Genomic DNA, 15,579 nt, shown 5'->3' on the forward strand with positions numbered 1-15,579 from the left:
TGGAATACGAGGTCCAAGCATGAAAACTTCCGTTCGCCATTTGCTCGCTTCATCCGCGCTTATCGTCGCTGGCGCGCTCACCGTGACCGCGGCATCGGCCGAAATCGTGATCGTGGCGCCTAGCGCGCCGCCCGCGCCGCGCCATGAGCCGGTGCCGCCCGCACGCGCGGGTTACGTGTGGGATCAGGGTCACTGGAACTGGGAACACGGCCACTACGTCTGGGCGGGGGGCCATTGGGAAGCCGAGCACGTCGGCCATCACTGGGTGCCGGCCGTTTGGGTGGAAGATCACGGCCAGCATCGCTATGTGGCAGGGCATTGGGACTGATCGGCGCCTAAGGCTGATTACTTTTGCGGGGCCGCGTCTTTCTCGACGACGGCCTCGTCTCTTTCCGGCACCTCGGGCGAGGCCGCCGGTTGTGGCAACGGCGCCATATAGCGCTCGGACAGCGCCTCGTATAAAGGCGGCGCGAACAAGCGCGACACGCGGCTCGACACCAGCGCGGTCGCCATCAGCGAGATGACGAGCGCGTGGCCGTTGATCATCTCCATCACGATGACGAACGCCGTAATCGGCGATTGCGTCACGGCCGCAAGATAGCCGACCATCGCGAGCGCGATCATCATGGGCAGCGACATCTGTCCGAACAGCAGATGCAACACGTTGCCGAAGCCCGCGCCAATCGACAGCGACGGCGCGAAGATGCCGCCCGGAATGCCCGGCAGATACGAACCGATCATCGAGATCATTTTCAATAGCGGGTAGAACACCGAAAGATGTTCGCGGCCTTCGAGCAGACCGCGCGCTTCCGCATAGCCGCTGCCGAAGGTCGTGCCGCCCGACACGAGCCCGACGATCGCGATGACCAGTCCGCACAGCGCGGCGAACACGACCGGCCGCGACGCATGCAAATGCCGCAAGGGCGCGGGAATCCACCTCGACGTGTTCAGAAGGAGCCAGCAAAAGACGCCGCCCGCCGTGCCCGTGACGACGGCGGTCACGATCACCGCGACGGCCAGCATGTTCGAAAAGTGCGTGCCGACGTCGATGGTGCCGAAATACGTGTAGTTGCCGTTGAGCCCGAGCGCCACGATCCCCGCGATGATGATGCCCGTGATCAGCACGCCGCTCGTGCGCACTTCGAAGCTGCGCGTGAGCTCCTCGATGGCGAAGACGATGCCCGCGAGCGGCGTGTTGAACGCCGCCGACAGACCGGCCGCCGCGCCCGCCAGCACGAGTTGCCGTTCGATCAGCGAGTTCGAGCGCGGGTAGAAGCGCCGCATGTTGAACATGAGCGCCGCGCCGACTTGCACGGTCGGACCTTCACGGCCGATGGTGAAGCCGCCCAGAATCGCGATGAACGATACGGCAATCTTGCTCGCGAGAATCCTGAGCGTAAGCAGCCGTCCGCCGGCTTCCGAAGTCGGACTGTTGAGTACGGCGATGACCTGCGGGATGCCGCTGCCTTCCGAGCCGCGAAAGAACCTGCGCGTGACGAAAACGCATAGCGCGGCGGCGGCCGGTGTGATGACGAGCGGCAGCCAGGCGTGCGCGGCGCGCGCATCGAGAAAAAGTCCGTAGCCCCAGTCGATCAGCCGCGCATAGTAGACGGCGATCAGTCCGACGGCGATTGCGCCAAGCCAGAAGATACCGTAGCGACGCCACAGGCCGCGTGTGCGTCGCGCGGTGCGAAGAGAAAGAGAACGTAGCGCTCGGATCATGCGGTCGCTTCGGCCAAAGGGCAGAGTATAGCGAGCGTCCCAAGCATGCGGCAGGTTACGCCTGACGAAGCAGACCCCGGAGCCAGAAAAAAGAACAGGCGCGAGGCTTTCGCCAGGCGCCCAAGAAACGCTCCCGATAACGGGAGCGGAGAGGAGAAGGTTGCCGCGCATGCACGGCACTCCTGAAAAGACTTTTGCCCGTGACGAAAGTTCAATCGGCTTGAAAAATCTTGGTCAGTCGAAAACTGGACACGTTTTCAGCCGGTAAGCATCTCGAAAGCGATCACCGCGCCGATGGCTCCGATATTCGCAATGAGCGCCTCGCAAACGACGCCGCGCCATGTGAGCGGCCGGAACTTCATCGCGAGGAGCAAGGCCGTCACCAAGGCCAGTGCGATGACCACGACGAGATGCGAACTCTGCAGATGAAAACGCATTTCAGCCTCCTGTCGATTGAAACGGCATTCCTTCCCGCGACCGGCGTTTTATCGAGTATTAGGTATTGGCATAGTTACTGCAACACCCAACAAAATAGTCATTTTGCCGCCAGCTTCCCGACTGTCTTCAAGTGTTAATTTAAATACGCGTTGATTCAGGGAATTTTCTTTTAAGGCTAGGTACAAACCCCGTATGCGCGCGAACGCCATGTTGGCCGCGCGCCCGACCGCAGTGCGTGGAGCATTCGTCCAATGAGTTCCCCGACCCAACGTTCTCTCGAAGTCGATTTCTTTCGAGGCGTCGTGCTGCTCATTATCGCGGTCGACCATATATCGGGAAGCGTGCTGTCGCACTTTACGCTGCATCAATACGCGTTCTGCGATTCCGCGGAAGTATTCGTCTTCCTCGGCGGTTATGCGTCGGCGGCGGCATACACGGCGCTTGCGACTCGCCGTAGTGCACAAGCCGCCCGCCGACGCTTTTTCAAGCGCAGCTGGGAGATCTATCGCGCCTATCTGCTGACCGCGGTTCTCATGTTGATCGGCGGCGCATTGCTGATGCTCCTCAAGATCGATTCGCCGATGCTGCGGTACACCGAATGGCCGACGTTCCTCGCGCGTCCGGTCGGGCTCTTGTTCGACATCACGACCTTGCGCCAGCAGCCGTATCTTTCGTCAGTCTTGCCGATGTACTCCATCTTCGCTCTCGCGGTGCCTTTCGTGGTTCCGCTCGCCGAGAGGAAGCCCGTTATCGCCATGTTCGGCAGTCTGCTCGTGTGGCTCGCCGCTCTTCCCTTGGCGCGCGCGCTGCCCTCGACCTACGCCGAAGCGTGGTCGTTCAATCCATTCGCGTGGCAGCTCATGTTCGTGATGGGCATCCTTGCGCGCGTGCAGCCTGTCAGCAACGACTTCCACGCAAGCCGTACTGCGCGTTGGCTGACGTGCGGAGCGATCGCGGTCGCGCTGACCTTCGCATTCTTCAAGCTCTTCCTGGAAACGCAAGCGCCGCCGGGATACCTCAAGCAGAACCTGGCGACGTTGCGTATCGTGAGTTTCGCCGCCGTTGCATGGGTGATCGCACGCGCGGTCTACGCGGGATGGATCAAGGCGCTCGCGGCTAAATTGCCGGGCGTGGTGACCATCGGGCAGCAAGGGCTCGTGTGCTTCATCGCGGGCACGTGTGTGTCGCTCGTGCTGGATTCGGCGTTGCGCGCCATCGGCATGACGCACTATCAGTGGATTGGCGGTCTCGCCGCCGATGCGCTCGCTGTCGGCACGCTCCTATGGCTCGCACACTTCTGGGCCGAGCGCAAGCGCACGCGCGTCGAACGGGAACGCAAGCGCGTGCCGCTCATCAAGGGCCAGCCGGTGCCCGCACATGCGGTGAACCAGCGCGATCGCTGAACGCGCCGGTATCGCCATCGAAGTCATTCGAACGCTATTCAAGTGCGATGTCGCGCGTCTCGCGCATGCACAGCACGGCGATGAGGCTCACCGCCGCCGCCGCCGATACGTACCCGCCGACCCACGACAGTCCGCCGCGATTTGCGAGCAATTGCGCGATATAAGGCGCGACCGATGCGCCCAGAATGCCACCCAAGTTGTACGCGACGCCCGCGCCGGTGTAGCGCACGCTCGTCGGGAACAGCTCGGGCAGGAGCGCGCCCATCGGCGCGAAAGTCACGCCCATCAAGAACAATTCAATGGTCAGAAAGAGCGCGACGTAGACCGTGTTGCCGCTGCCGAGCAGAGGCAGCATTGCGAAGCCGGAGAGAATCGCCGCGAGACAGCCGACGATCAACACGGGCCGTCTGCCGAAGCGGTCGCTGGCGATGGCCGAGATCGGCGTCGCAATTGCCATGAACAGCACGGCAAAACACAAGAGACCGAGGAATTTTTCGCGCGAGAAATGCAGCGTGGAGACGCCGTACGACAGCGAGAAGACCGTCGAGATGTAGAAGAGCGTGTAGCAGACGACCATCGCGAAGGCGCCGAGCAAGGTCGGCGCAAGATAACGGCCGAGCAGCGTGGCGATGGGAACGCGCACGCGCTCGTGACGCTCGACGGCAGTGCGGAATGCGGGCGTCTCCGCGATTTTCAGGCGCACGTAAAGCCCGAGCCCGACGAGCACCGCGCTCACGATGAACGGCACGCGCCAGCCCCAACTGCGGAACTGTTCGTCGGAGAGTGAGAGCGCGAGGCCGAAGAACAGGCCGTTGGAAGCAAGAAAGCCGATTGACGGCCCGAGCTGCGGGAACATGCCGAAGAGGCCTCGCTTGCCCTTGGGCGCGTATTCCGTTGCAAGTAGCGCCGCGCCGCCCCATTCGCCGCCGAGCCCGATGCCTTGCCCAAAGCGCAGGATGCACAGGAGCACGGGCGCAAGACTGCCGATGGAATCGTAGCCGGGCACAAAGCCGATGAGCGTCGTTGAAATGCCCATGACGAGCAGCGACGCGACGAGCGTCGATTTGCGTCCGACGCGATCGCCGAAGTGCCCGAAGATGAACGAGCCGATAGGCCGCGCGACGAACGCAATGCCGAACGTGACGAAAGCCGAAAGCGCTTGCGCGGCCGGCGATCCGTGTGGAAAGAACACCGGCCCGATGACGAGCGCGGCGGCTGTCGCATAGACGTAGAAATCGTAGAACTCGATCGCGGTGCCGATGAAGCTCGCGAAGATCACGCGCGAGGTGCTTTGGGCGCCGTCGCCTGGCTTGGCGGCGGAAAGCGTGGGTGATGACATGGTGTCTCCGTTGTCGTGTCGCTTTTGTGGTGCTTATGGTGGCGCATTCCTGCTCGATGGGCGAGCAAGGCGTAAGAGCGCACGCAAGACGCTTGTTGGGGTGGGCGGTAAAACGGTCGAGCGGCTCGCAGGAGTAGAGCGCGAACCGGACAAAGACTTTCAACGGACGCGAGGGGTAGGCGCGGTCTGAAAGCCATGCCGGAAGCGGGCCCGGCCGGGATGTCAAAAATTATAACGAGCGTGCCGCGCGAGCGCCAATCAATCGATGGTCGTTGCTTGTGGCGAATGCGACGTTTGCAACTGGAAGTGGCCGTCGTCGTTGAACATCCAGCCTTCGAAGAGTTCGAGCTGGCCGTTGCCGTTCAGGAGGCGTGCGGGCGGCACGGGCAATGGCGACGAGCGCCGCAGCGAGGCGAGCGCGGTGGCTTCGGCTTCGTCGTCGCCGTTGGTGCGATACACCGACGAATTGACGACGCGCCCGTTGCGATCCACGGTAAAGGACACCAGCACGAACGAGCGCAGCATGGCTTGCGGCGTGCCCTTCAGCACGTACGACGGATTGCGTTCGAGGATACGTTGCGCGACGCGCTCCTTGTAGTCGCCAAGCGATGCGCGAGACGGTGCGGTTGCGGCGGAGCGTGCTTCGATGACGCTCGGTGGCGGCGTGATCGTGCAGGCGGCCAATGTCGCGGCAAGCACGATGGCGACGAGCGTGGCTGACGGCGGAATCGGTGCTTTAGGCATCGCGAGTAGCATCTGATGACGATGGATCGATGGTAGCCCGTGTCGGCGCCGCAGTGTTTGCGATTCTGCGTGCGCTTTTGGATGCGCTTCTTACAGGCGCAGGATTTGCTGACGATGCTTACACCCAAGGCAAAAAGGAGGAGCCATGACTAGCGAAGCGAAGCCGGCCGAAGCACAACCCGCCGAACACAGCGACAACGAGAAGAGCAAGCTGCCCGAACGCGATGACGAAGGCCGCAAGCAGTCGCCAAACGATCGCCCAGGAAAGGAAACGGGCGAGGGCGAAGCGCCGGTAGGTTGATCAATCCACGAAGGGTTTGACGAGTTCCGCACAGCGCAATGGCGCGGCGGTTCTCGTTGTTTCTGGCTCGGCGGCGCGCGTTTCGACGCAACGAAAAACGCTATTGTTTTTCTGCAGCACGTAAGTATCCGCAGGCAAACCGGACGCGCGTTCGGCGATGCTCGTCACGGCTACGATCCCGTAGCCGTTTTGAATCAGATCGAAAAACGAGGTTTCTGCCTGACGCCATTGAGTGTTGGATTGCGGCTGTGCATGCGCTGTTATGCCTGTCATGGCGATGCAACCCAAAGTTACTTGCGCGATACGGCTTGGCTTCATCAGGCTTGTCTCCGCTTTATCGATCGATGAGGCGGTTAGATGGTAATTAAGCCGCCTTGTTCATGCGGATTGTGGCAGATAGGGTTTGGGCGCTCGTTGCCGTTTGCAAGTGCACGTGCGCGGTAGGCAAAAAAAGACCTCGCGCGAGGCGAGGTCAAACACTTCGAACGGCTTCCTTATCGCGAAAAGGCGTTTAACGCGACGAGGAAGCAAGGTCAAGGATAGGGATCGGGCGATGCCTCATATATCGGAGGAATCCGATTGATTGTTGCTCTTGGGCATGCAGCCGTATCGGACGGTTGTCTCGTTTTAAGCTTTTGTTACCCAGTGCGGCGAGTTGGCCATGTTTCGTGCGGTTTCACAGGGAATTCGCCTTCGCGAAGCCTTATTGGTCGATCTTTCAGTGTTGGATCATGCGGCTCGATCAAACGCGCGCTTCTCCATGAACCAAGATCGATAGCACGCTAGAGCATGCCGACTGGTAAGCAGTTCTGGATGCTCGAATTTCTTGATTCCCCGGCGTCGGTGCAACCAGTTCGTCATGATCGAAAGAGAATCTCGCTGTTCTCGCTTGCTGATGAATCAATTGCGCGCCAAAAAACAAAAAGCCCCGTAATTCAGAAATTACGGGGCTTTTAGAGATCGCGCTGGCGGAGGCGGTGAGATTCGAACTCACGGAAGGATCACTCCTTCGCCGGTTTTCAAGACCGGTGCCTTAAACCGCTCGGCCACACCTCCAGCAAGGCGCGTATTGTAGCGCACTCAAACGCGCTTCGGAACCATCAGCCTTCGAGCGAACGCGTCGCTTTCAAGGCGGGAAATAGTTGCATCCATAGAAGCGCCACGGCAATCGTTCCGAGTCCGCCGATCAACACCGCCGGCACCGCGCCGAACAAGCCCGCAGTCATCCCCGATTCGAATTCGCCGAGCTGATTCGACGTCCCGATGAACAATGAATTGATCGCGCCGACGCGTCCGCGCATCTCATCGGGCGTCTGCAACTGCACGAGCGACATGCGCACGACCACGCTGATCACATCCGATGCGCCCAGCGCCGCGAGCGCCACCAGCGACAAATAAATGTTGCGCGACAAGCCGAACACGATCGTCGCAATGCCGAACGCAATCACACCACCGAAAAGCGCCGTGCCCGCACGCTGCCGCAACGGAAAATGCGCCAGCCAGATCGAGCCGGTAAGCGCACCCACGGCCGGCGCCGCGCGCAAGACACCCAAGCCCCAAGGTCCGGTATGCAGGATGTCGCGCGCGAACACCGGCAAGAGGGCGGTCGCGCCGCCGAGCAGCACCGCGAACAAATCGAGCGACAACGCGCCAAGGATCACCGGCTTCTTGCGGATGAAGGCGATGCCCGAAAACAGCGCCTCGAACGACAGCGGCGCGCGCATGCGGACAGCTTCATCGATCCTGATCGCCGCCACGGCAAACGCCGCGCCGAGAAACGCGACGGCTACCGCGCCATACACCGTCAACGCGCCGAGGCCGTAGAGGAGGCCGCCCATCGCCGGGCCGAGAATCTGCGCCGTCTGATTTGCCGAGGTGGACCACGCCGTCGCGTGCTGCAATTGCGAACGCTGGACGAGATTGGGCAGCAACGCCGCCATCGATGGCGATTCGAACGCGCGCGCCGCGCCCGTGATCGCCGCAATCGCGTAAATGGGCGCAACGCTTTGCCAGCCATGCCACGCGCCCGCGCACAGACAGAGCGCCGCGACGCCCTCGATGCCCTGACAAACCCAAGCGATCGTGCGCCTGTCGTAACGATCCGCCACATGGCCGACGACAAGCGTGAGCACGAACATCGGAAGGAATTGCGCGAGTCCGACAAGCCCGAGCGCGAACGCGCTATGCGTGATCGAATAAACCTGCCATCCGATCGCCACCGACATCATCTGAAATGCCACCGACGACATCACCCGCGCGCTCCAGAAAAGCGCAAACGGACGATGCCGCATCACCGAGTCCGATCCCAACGTGGGCGCGCTCAATTTTGCGAATCCTTCAAGAACAGCTCCTGTAGATCGTTGAGAAAGCGCTGGCCGAGCTCGGTCGGCGCAATGCGTTCGAAGTCGCGCGTGATGAGTCCGCGCTTCTCCGCTTCGACGAGCGCGGGTTCGATAGCCGACATCGACAAGCCCGTGCGCTCGATGAACGAATGCACCGGAAAGCCTTCGACCAGACGCAGCGTGTTGAGCATGAATTCGAACGGCAGATCGCGCGGTCCGACTTCGCGCTCTTCCTGAATCGCGCTCTGGCCGGGCGAAAGCGCCTGGTCCATGAATGTCGCCGGATGCTTGAAGCGCGCCTGCCGCAAGATTTTTTGCGGAAACGAGAGCTTGGTATGCGCGCCCGCGCCGATTCCAAGGTAATCGCCGAAACGCCAGTAATTCAGGTTATGTTTGCTTTGCCGATGCGGCTTCGCATACGCCGATACTTCGTAATGCTCGTAGCCGGCATCGCGCGCGCGTTCGTGAATCCAGTCCTGCATGTCGGCGGCGACATCGTCGTCGGGCAGCGCAGGCGGGTATTTCGCGAAGAGCGTGTTCGGCTCCATGGTCAGGTGATACAGCGACAAATGCGGCGGTGCAAAGCCGATCGCGGTGTCGATATCGCGGCGGCATTCGTCGAGCGTCTGCTTCGGCAACGCGAACATCAGGTCGAGATTGAAATTGTCGAAGTGTTTCGACGCGATCTCCACGGCTTTGCGCGCCTGCGTTGCATCGTGAATGCGGCCGAGCGCCTTCAGATGCGTTTCGTCGAAACTCTGAATGCCGATCGACAAGCGGTTCACACCGCTCGCGCGAAACTGCGCGAACTTCGCGGCTTCGAAGGTGCCGGGATTGGCTTCGAGCGTGATCTCGGCGTCGGCGTCGATGGGCAACAAGGCGCGCGCGTCCGAGAGCAGCCGGTCGAGTCCTTTCGCGGACAGAAGGCTCGGCGTGCCGCCGCCGATGAAAATGGTGTGTACCTGCCGTCCCCACACGAGCGGCAGCGCGCTTTCGAGATCGGCACGCAAGGCGTCGAGGTAACGGTCCTCGGGGAACGCATCGCCGTTCCACTCGTGCGAGTTGAAATCGCAATACGGACACTTACGCACGCACCACGGGAAATGCACGTAAAGCGCGAGCGGCGGCAACGACTTGAGCCGGATGCTGCCCGGCGATGTGAATGCCTGCACGACATTGATTGTCTTCGGACCGGAACTCACGCAAGTTCCTTGAGATGTTGCAGCAATTCACGCAGCGCCAGCGCCCGATGCGAAAGCGCGTTCTTGCGTGCCGGATCGAGTTCGGCAGCCGTCGCGTTGAGCGTCGGCAAAAAGAAGTGCGGATCGTAGCCGAAGCCATGTGCGCCGCGCGGCGTGTCGATGACTTCTCCGTGCCAGCGGCCCTCGGCGATGAGCGGTTCCGGATCGTTCGCGTGACGCACGAGCACGAGCACGCAGAAGTAATAGGCGCGGCGGTCGGCTTTGTCGGCGAGTTCGGAGACGAGGTGCGCGTTGTTGGCCGCATCGCTTTTCACGCCGCCGTGCATCGAGGCGAAACGCGCCGAATACACGCCGGGCGCGCCGTTCAGCGCGCGTACGCAAAGGCCGGAGTCATCGGCCAAAGCGGGCAGGCCGGTGAGCGTCGCGGCGTGGCGCGCCTTGGCCAGCGCGTTTTCGACGAAAGTGGCGTGCGGTTCGTCGGCTTCCGGCACGCCGAGTTCGCCCTGCGCGATCAATTCGATTCCCGCCGCATCCAGCAGCGATGCGAATTCGCGCAGCTTGCCCGCGTTGTTCGACGCGAGCACCACGCGTCCGAGTGTTGCCGTATCAGACACCTTCTATCCCCAGTGCAGCTTTCTGCTTCGCGATCAGGCCTTTTATGCCGCTGTCCGCGAGATCGAGCAGCGCGTTCATTTCGTCGCGCGAAAATGGTGCGCCTTCCGCCGTGCCCTGAACTTCGACGAAACCGCCCGCACCCGTCATCACGACGTTCATGTCGGTGTCGCACTGCGAGTCTTCCTCGTAGTCGAGGTCGAGCACGGGCGCGCCCTGATAGATGCCGACGGAAATGGCCGCGACGAAATCCTTGATCGGCGATTGCGCGATACGGCCATTCGCGACGAGCTTCGTGACGGCATCATGCGCGGCGACGAACGCGCCCGTGATGCTCGCCGTGCGCGTGCCGCCGTCGGCCTGGATGACATCGCAGTCGATATTCAGCGTGCGCGGACCGAGCGCGTTCAGATCGAATACGGAGCGCAGCGCGCGGCCGATCAACCGCTGGATCTCCTGCGTGCGGCCGGTCTGCTTGCCGCGCGCGGCTTCGCGGTCGTTGCGCGTATGCGTGGCGCGCGGCAGCATGCCGTATTCGGCGGTGAGCCAGCCTTGGTCGCGCCCGCGCAGGAATTCCGGCACGCGCTCGGCGATACTCGCCGTGCAGATGACCTTGGTATCGCCGAACTCGACGAGCACCGAGCCTTCCGCATGCTTCGTGTAGTGCCGCGTGATGCGCACGTCGCGCAATTGATTCGCGCGGCGGCCGCCCGGACGCGGAACGGAAGGTTTCAGCAGGGGAGAGTCGGTCATGGATGGGCCAGAGTGGAGTTGAACGCGTAGTGAAAGTGCCGGCGCTCGATAAAGACGCGGGAATAACGCGAAAGCGCGGCGTGTGCGCGATTTTATCGTTAATCCAAAGCCGGCGTTGTCGCGCGCGGCCAGCGCCGCGAGGCGTCATATCGGCGGGCGCGGCAGTAAAAATGGGATAATGCGGGTTCCTCGCCCGGCGGCCATACGCGTGCCACCGAAGCGCACCCTCAAGCGCGCCGGGCGCTCGTATCGAAACGGCCTTCGCAACGAAGGCTCACATCGCGAGACGTACCATGATCTACAGCATGACAGGCTATGCCAGCGCGACCCGCGAAGTCGTCGCGGATGGCGCGGGACCCAATGGCGCGGGCGGTTCGGGCGTCGGTGTATCGGTGGAATTGCGCACGGTGAATTCGCGCTTCCTCGATCTGAACTTCCGCATGCCCGAAGACGTGCGCGCAAGCGAGCCGCAATTGCGCGAAATGCTGATGAGCAAGCTTTCGCGCGGCAAGGTGGATATCCGCATCAATTTGAATCGCGTGGAGCAGACGGCCAACGCGGGCGCGCTCAATCGCGAAGCGCTCACGCAACTCGCCGCGCTCGAACGCGCCGTGCTCGACGTGTTTCGCGACTCCGAACGCATGCGCACTGGCGAAATTCTGCGCTGGCCTGGCGTGCTGAAGGAAAGCTCGGTGTCGCAAGACACGTTGCGCGAAGCCGTGCTCGCGTGCGGCAAGCAGGCAATCGCCGATCTCATCGACGTGCGCGCGCGTGAAGGCGCGGCGCTGGGCGCGGTGCTCATCAACAACGTGACGGAGATGGAAGCCATCGTCGCGCGCATCACGCCGCTCGTGCCGGAATTGATCGCGAAGCATCAGCAGAAGATCGTCGAACGCTTGCAAGACGCGCTCGGCATTGCGACGAACGACGGCGCCACATCGGCGAGCGTGCCGCGCGAGGAAATTGCCGAGCGCATTCGCCAGGAAGTGACGATGTACGGTATTCGTATCGATATCGCCGAGGAATTGCAGCGGCTCACCGCGCATCTGACCGAAACGCGCCACGTGTTGCAAAAGGGCGGCAAGGTCGGCAAGCGCCTCGACTTCATGATGCAGGAGCTCAATCGCGAAGCAAACACGCTCGGCTCGAAGGCCGCGGCGAAGGAACTCGCGGATGCATCGATGACGCTGAAACTGCTCATCGAACAAATGCGCGAGCAAGTACAGAATCTGGAGTAACGCAACATCATGCCGAACAACACGCACCGCTCGCACAGCAACTACACGGGCATTTATCCGGGCAACCTGTTCATGGTCGTCGCGCCTTCGGGTGCGGGCAAGTCCACGCTCGTGAACGCGCTGCTTGCACAGGACGAAGCTATCCGCCTGTCCGTTTCGTATACGACGCGCGACCCGCGCCCGAAGGAAAGCAACGGCGTGCAGTATCACTTCGTTTCCGTCGATGAATTCATGGAACGCCACAAGGCAGGCGAATTCCTCGAAAGCGCCGAAGTGCACGGCAACTACTACGCGACCTCGAAGGTGTGGATCGAGGATCAGATGCGTAACGGCAACGACGTGCTGCTCGAAATCGACTGGCAGGGTGCGCAGCAGGTGAAGAAGCAGTTCCGCAATGCGGTCGAGATTTTCATTCTGCCGCCTTCGCTGGACGCGCTCGAAGACCGTCTGAAAAAACGCGGCCAGGACTCGGAGAAAGTGATCGTGCGGCGTCTGCTTGCAGCCGGCAGCGAGATGGCGCATGCATCGGAAGCGGAGTACGTCGTGATCAACGAGAACTTCGATCGCGCGCTCGCCGAGTTGCAGTGTCTCGTCAAGGCGACGCGGCTGCGCTTCACTTCGCAATACGCGCGTCATACGGAGCTATTCGTGGAGCTCGGCATTCACTCCGCGCAGGCGCAATGACGCGAAGTAGTGGCCGGGTCATGCCGGTCACATAAGGTAGAATAAAGTACATATCGAGAAGGAAACAAACATGGCCCGCATCACCGTCGAAGACTGCCTGAAACAAATTCCTAACCGCTTCGAGCTCGCGCTTGCAGCGACCTATCGCGCGCGTCAGCTCGCACAAGGCCATACGCCGAAGATCGAAAGCCGCGACAAGCCTACGGTCGTTGCGTTGCGCGAAATCGCGGCCGGCCAGGTCGGCGTCGAAATGTTGAAGAAGGTGCCGGTTTAATTGCCTTCGCCTTCGTAATAGCCCGTGTGATCCTCATCACGGGCGCTGTTTTTTTCATGGCGTTTCAACTCTCCTAACCGGACGACATTGCGCGTCACTTACCCACGGAGGCGAACATGAGTCAAGCACCGTTGCCCGTCTCCGCCTCCGTGGAACCCGACATCGAAATCGATCAGGATTCGGTGCTCGACGCGGACAAGCCGCAAGCGGCGCGCAGATATATCGATGCGGTCCTCGAACAGTCGTTTCGCCATCTGTTCGGGCCCACCGCCACGCCGGAACAGCCGCGCAAGCACGACGTCGTTTCCATCGCGAAACTGACGAACACGCTTGCAGGCTATCTTTCGCCGGAAGAGATCAAGGAAGTCAAGTCGGCTTTCCATTTCAGCGACGAAGCGCATCTCGGGCAGTATCGTCAAAGCGGCGAGCCCTACATCACGCACCCGGTTGCCGTTGCGGAAATTTGCGCGGGCTGGAAGCTTGACGCGCAATCGATCATGGCGGCGCTGCTGCATGACGTGATCGAGGATCAGGGCGTCACCAAGACGGAGATCGCGGAGCGCTTCGGCGCGAAGGTCGCCGAACTGGTCGACGGCTTGTCGAAGCTCGACAAGATGGAATTTCGCAATCGCGAGGAAGCGCAGGCGGAAAACTTCCGCAAGATGCTGCTGGCCATGGCGCGCGATGTCCGCGTCATCCTCGTCAAGTTGTCGGACCGGCTGCACAACATGCGCACGCTCGGCGCGGTGCCGTCGGAAAAGCGCCGTCGCGTCGCGCGCGAGACGCTCGACATCTATGCGCCCATTGCGCATCGGCTGGGTCTGAACAATACGTATCGCGAGCTGCAGGATTTGAGCTTCGCGAACTTCAATCCGACCCGTTACGCCACGCTCGAAAAAGCGGTGAAGGCGGCGCGCGGCAACCGGCGCGAAGTGGTCGGCAAGATTCTCGAAGCCGTTCAGCGCACCATCGCGGACGCCAAAATCAGCGCCGAAGTCACCGGCCGCGAAAAGACGATCTTCAGTATCTACAAGAAGATGCGCGACAAGCAGTTGTCGTTCTCGCAAGTGCTCGACGTCTACGGTTTTCGCGTGGTCGTGGAAAGCGCGCTCGAATGCTATACGTGCATCGGCGCGCTGCATGCGCTCTATAAGCCGGTGCCGGGCAAGTTCAAGGACTACATCGCCATTCCGAAGGTCAATGGCTATCAGTCGTTGCATACCACGCTGGTCGGTCCGTTCGGCGCGCCCATCGAGTTCCAGATTCGCACGCGCAAGATGCACGAGATCGCCGAGGCGGGCGTTGCGGCGCACTGGCTCTACAAGAACGGCGGCGCCGACCTCAACGACGTGCAAAAGCGCGCGCATCAGTGGCTCAAGTCGCTGCTCGACATTCAGAGCGAAGCAGGCGATTCGAGCGAGTTCCTCGAACACGTCAAGATCGACCTGTTCCCGGACGCCGTCTACGTTTTCACGCCGAAGTCGAAGATCATGCCGCTGCCGCGCGGCGCGACCGCACTCGACTTCGCGTATTCGATCCACAGCGACCTCGGCAATCAGTGCGTCGCGGTGAAAATCAACAACGAATTGCTGCCGCTGCGCACGGAGTTGAAGAGCGGCGATATCGTCGAAGTCATTACCGCGCCGTACTCCAAGCCGAATCCCGCGTGGCTCGGCTTCGTGCGCACGGGTAAGGCGCGCTCGGCCATTCGTCACTATCTGAAGACAATGCGCCTGAACGAGTCCGTGCAGCTGGGCGAACGTCTCGTCGATCAAAGCCTCAAGGGCTATGGTCTGGCGCTTTCGGATGTCACGCCGGAAGTCTGGGAAAAGCTCGTGCAATGGACGGGCAACAAGACGCGTCAGGAAATTTTCGCGGACATCGGTCTTGGAAGGCGCGTGGCGGCGGTCATGGCCAAGCGCATCGAAGTGCTGATGAACGGCCGCGACGACGACGATCACTCGCCGCGCGATCACGTCAATACGAATACGGCGCCGCCAGTTGTCATCACGGGCACGGAAGGCATGTCGGTGCAGCTTTCCGCGTGCTGCCGGCCGATTCCCGGCGACGACATCATGGGCTATATCGGCATCGGGCTCGGCATGGCCATTCATACGACCGAATGTCGCGTGGCGCAGCGGATTCATCGGCGCGATCCAGGCCGCTGGATCGACGTCGCGTGGGCGCCGCAGCCGGGACGTTTGTTCGATGTCGCGGTGAAGGTGCTCGTCAGAAACACGAAGGGCGTTTTTGCGCGCGTCGCGGCGGACATTACGTCGGCGGATGCCAACATCGTCCATATCGCCATGGATGAAGACGTCTCGCAGGAAGCCAAGATGCTGCGCTTCGTCATCCAGGTCAGCGATCGCGTGCATCTCGCCAACGTAATGCGGCGTGTGCGGACCAATCCGGACGTCATGCGTATCGCGCGCGAGCGGCCTAGCGACGAGCCGCATCATCGCAATCAGGAAGGCGGCATGCGCATCGACCGCGAACGCGCCGACTATTGATCCACGGCGCGGGCACA

17 protein-coding genes and 1 tRNA gene are annotated in these 15,579 nt (G+C 61.7%); 7 read left to right on the forward strand and 11 right to left on the reverse strand.

What is annotated here, in order from left to right:
- Positions 1-19 precede the first annotated feature (19 nt).
- Positions 20-328: a YXWGXW repeat-containing protein gene (locus NCR98_RS03635; protein WP_250491967.1), complete on the forward strand. Its 309-nt coding sequence runs from the start codon at positions 20-22 to the stop codon at positions 326-328.
- Positions 329-345: 17 nt separating this feature from the next.
- Here the strand turns inward: NCR98_RS03635 and NCR98_RS03640 are convergent, their stop codons facing one another.
- Together NCR98_RS03640 and NCR98_RS03645 are read right to left on the reverse strand one after the other, a co-directional pair.
- The gene (locus NCR98_RS03640; protein WP_250525534.1) at positions 346-1,722 is read right to left on the reverse strand and encodes a chloride channel protein; all 1,377 of its coding nucleotides are present in this window, start codon (positions 1,720-1,722) and stop codon (positions 346-348) included.
- Positions 1,723-1,979: 257 nt separating this feature from the next.
- The gene (locus NCR98_RS03645) at positions 1,980-2,159 is read right to left on the reverse strand and encodes a hypothetical protein (RefSeq protein WP_250525535.1); all 180 of its coding nucleotides are present in this window, start codon (positions 2,157-2,159) and stop codon (positions 1,980-1,982) included.
- 252 nt (positions 2,160-2,411) lie between these two features.
- Between NCR98_RS03645 and NCR98_RS03650 the strand changes: the two genes are divergently transcribed.
- On the forward strand, positions 2,412-3,563 hold the full coding sequence (locus NCR98_RS03650) for an OpgC domain-containing protein (protein WP_250525536.1): 1,152 nt from the start codon (positions 2,412-2,414) through the stop codon (positions 3,561-3,563).
- A 34-nt stretch (positions 3,564-3,597) separates the two neighbouring features.
- Here the strand turns inward: NCR98_RS03650 and NCR98_RS03655 are convergent, their stop codons facing one another.
- The gene (locus NCR98_RS03655; RefSeq protein WP_244827343.1) at positions 3,598-4,902 is read right to left on the reverse strand and encodes an MFS transporter; all 1,305 of its coding nucleotides are present in this window, start codon (positions 4,900-4,902) and stop codon (positions 3,598-3,600) included.
- A gap of 258 nt (positions 4,903-5,160) precedes the next feature.
- Complete coding sequence (locus NCR98_RS03660) at positions 5,161-5,646, reverse strand: TonB family protein (RefSeq protein WP_250508699.1); 486 nt, start codon at positions 5,644-5,646, stop codon at positions 5,161-5,163.
- A gap of 145 nt (positions 5,647-5,791) precedes the next feature.
- Here NCR98_RS03660 and NCR98_RS03665 point away from each other — a divergent pair, with 145 nt between their 5' ends.
- A complete protein-coding gene (locus NCR98_RS03665; RefSeq protein WP_244827345.1) occupies positions 5,792-5,947 on the forward strand; it encodes a hypothetical protein in 156 nt (51 codons plus the stop codon).
- Here the strand turns inward: NCR98_RS03665 and NCR98_RS03670 are convergent, their stop codons facing one another.
- The 7 genes from NCR98_RS03670 to rph form a co-directional block, all read right to left on the reverse strand.
- On the reverse strand, positions 5,948-6,220 hold the full coding sequence (locus NCR98_RS03670; RefSeq protein WP_250463694.1) for a hypothetical protein: 273 nt from the start codon (positions 6,218-6,220) through the stop codon (positions 5,948-5,950).
- A 469-nt stretch (positions 6,221-6,689) separates the two neighbouring features.
- Positions 6,690-6,941 carry a hypothetical protein gene (locus NCR98_RS03675; RefSeq protein ID WP_250525537.1) on the reverse strand — a complete coding sequence of 84 codons (252 nt, stop codon included), beginning with the start codon at positions 6,939-6,941 and terminating at the stop codon, positions 6,690-6,692.
- Positions 6,914-7,003, reverse strand: a tRNA-Ser gene (locus tag NCR98_RS03680). The genes NCR98_RS03675 and NCR98_RS03680 overlap by 28 nt, the downstream gene beginning before the upstream one ends.
- Before the next feature lie 44 nt (positions 7,004-7,047).
- Positions 7,048-8,238 (reverse strand): MFS transporter, encoded by a 1,191-nt coding sequence (locus NCR98_RS03685; RefSeq protein WP_250492020.1) that lies wholly within the window; start codon positions 8,236-8,238, stop codon positions 7,048-7,050.
- 29 nt (positions 8,239-8,267) lie between these two features.
- On the reverse strand, positions 8,268-9,491 hold the full coding sequence (hemW, locus tag NCR98_RS03690; RefSeq protein WP_250525538.1) for a radical SAM family heme chaperone HemW: 1,224 nt from the start codon (positions 9,489-9,491) through the stop codon (positions 8,268-8,270).
- Complete coding sequence (gene rdgB, locus NCR98_RS03695) at positions 9,488-10,105, reverse strand: RdgB/HAM1 family non-canonical purine NTP pyrophosphatase (protein WP_244827350.1); 618 nt, start codon at positions 10,103-10,105, stop codon at positions 9,488-9,490. Before rdgB ends, hemW begins: the two co-directional genes overlap by 4 nt.
- On the reverse strand, positions 10,098-10,856 hold the full coding sequence (gene rph / locus NCR98_RS03700; RefSeq protein ID WP_244827351.1) for a ribonuclease PH: 759 nt from the start codon (positions 10,854-10,856) through the stop codon (positions 10,098-10,100). Before rph ends, rdgB begins: the two co-directional genes overlap by 8 nt.
- 293 nt (positions 10,857-11,149) lie before the next feature.
- On the opposite strand from rph, the gene NCR98_RS03705 reads away from it, so the two are divergent.
- The 4 genes from NCR98_RS03705 (at position 11,150) to NCR98_RS03720 (ending at position 15,562) form a co-directional block, all read left to right on the forward strand.
- Positions 11,150-12,094: a YicC/YloC family endoribonuclease gene (locus NCR98_RS03705; RefSeq protein ID WP_244827352.1), complete on the forward strand. Its 945-nt coding sequence runs from the start codon at positions 11,150-11,152 to the stop codon at positions 12,092-12,094.
- Positions 12,095-12,103: 9 nt separating this feature from the next.
- A complete protein-coding gene (gene gmk / locus NCR98_RS03710; protein WP_244827353.1) occupies positions 12,104-12,778 on the forward strand; it encodes a guanylate kinase in 675 nt (224 codons plus the stop codon).
- Positions 12,779-12,848: 70 nt separating this feature from the next.
- Positions 12,849-13,052: a DNA-directed RNA polymerase subunit omega gene (gene rpoZ / locus NCR98_RS03715; RefSeq protein WP_006025620.1), complete on the forward strand. Its 204-nt coding sequence runs from the start codon at positions 12,849-12,851 to the stop codon at positions 13,050-13,052.
- A 116-nt stretch (positions 13,053-13,168) separates the two neighbouring features.
- Entirely contained in the window at positions 13,169-15,562 is a 2,394-nt protein-coding gene (locus NCR98_RS03720; protein WP_250463796.1) for a RelA/SpoT family protein, read from the forward strand.
- The last annotated feature ends 17 nt before the right edge of the window (positions 15,563-15,579 follow it).

Source organism: Caballeronia sp. GAWG2-1 (genome assembly GCF_023631405.1).
GTDB lineage: Bacteria > Pseudomonadota > Gammaproteobacteria > Burkholderiales > Burkholderiaceae > Caballeronia.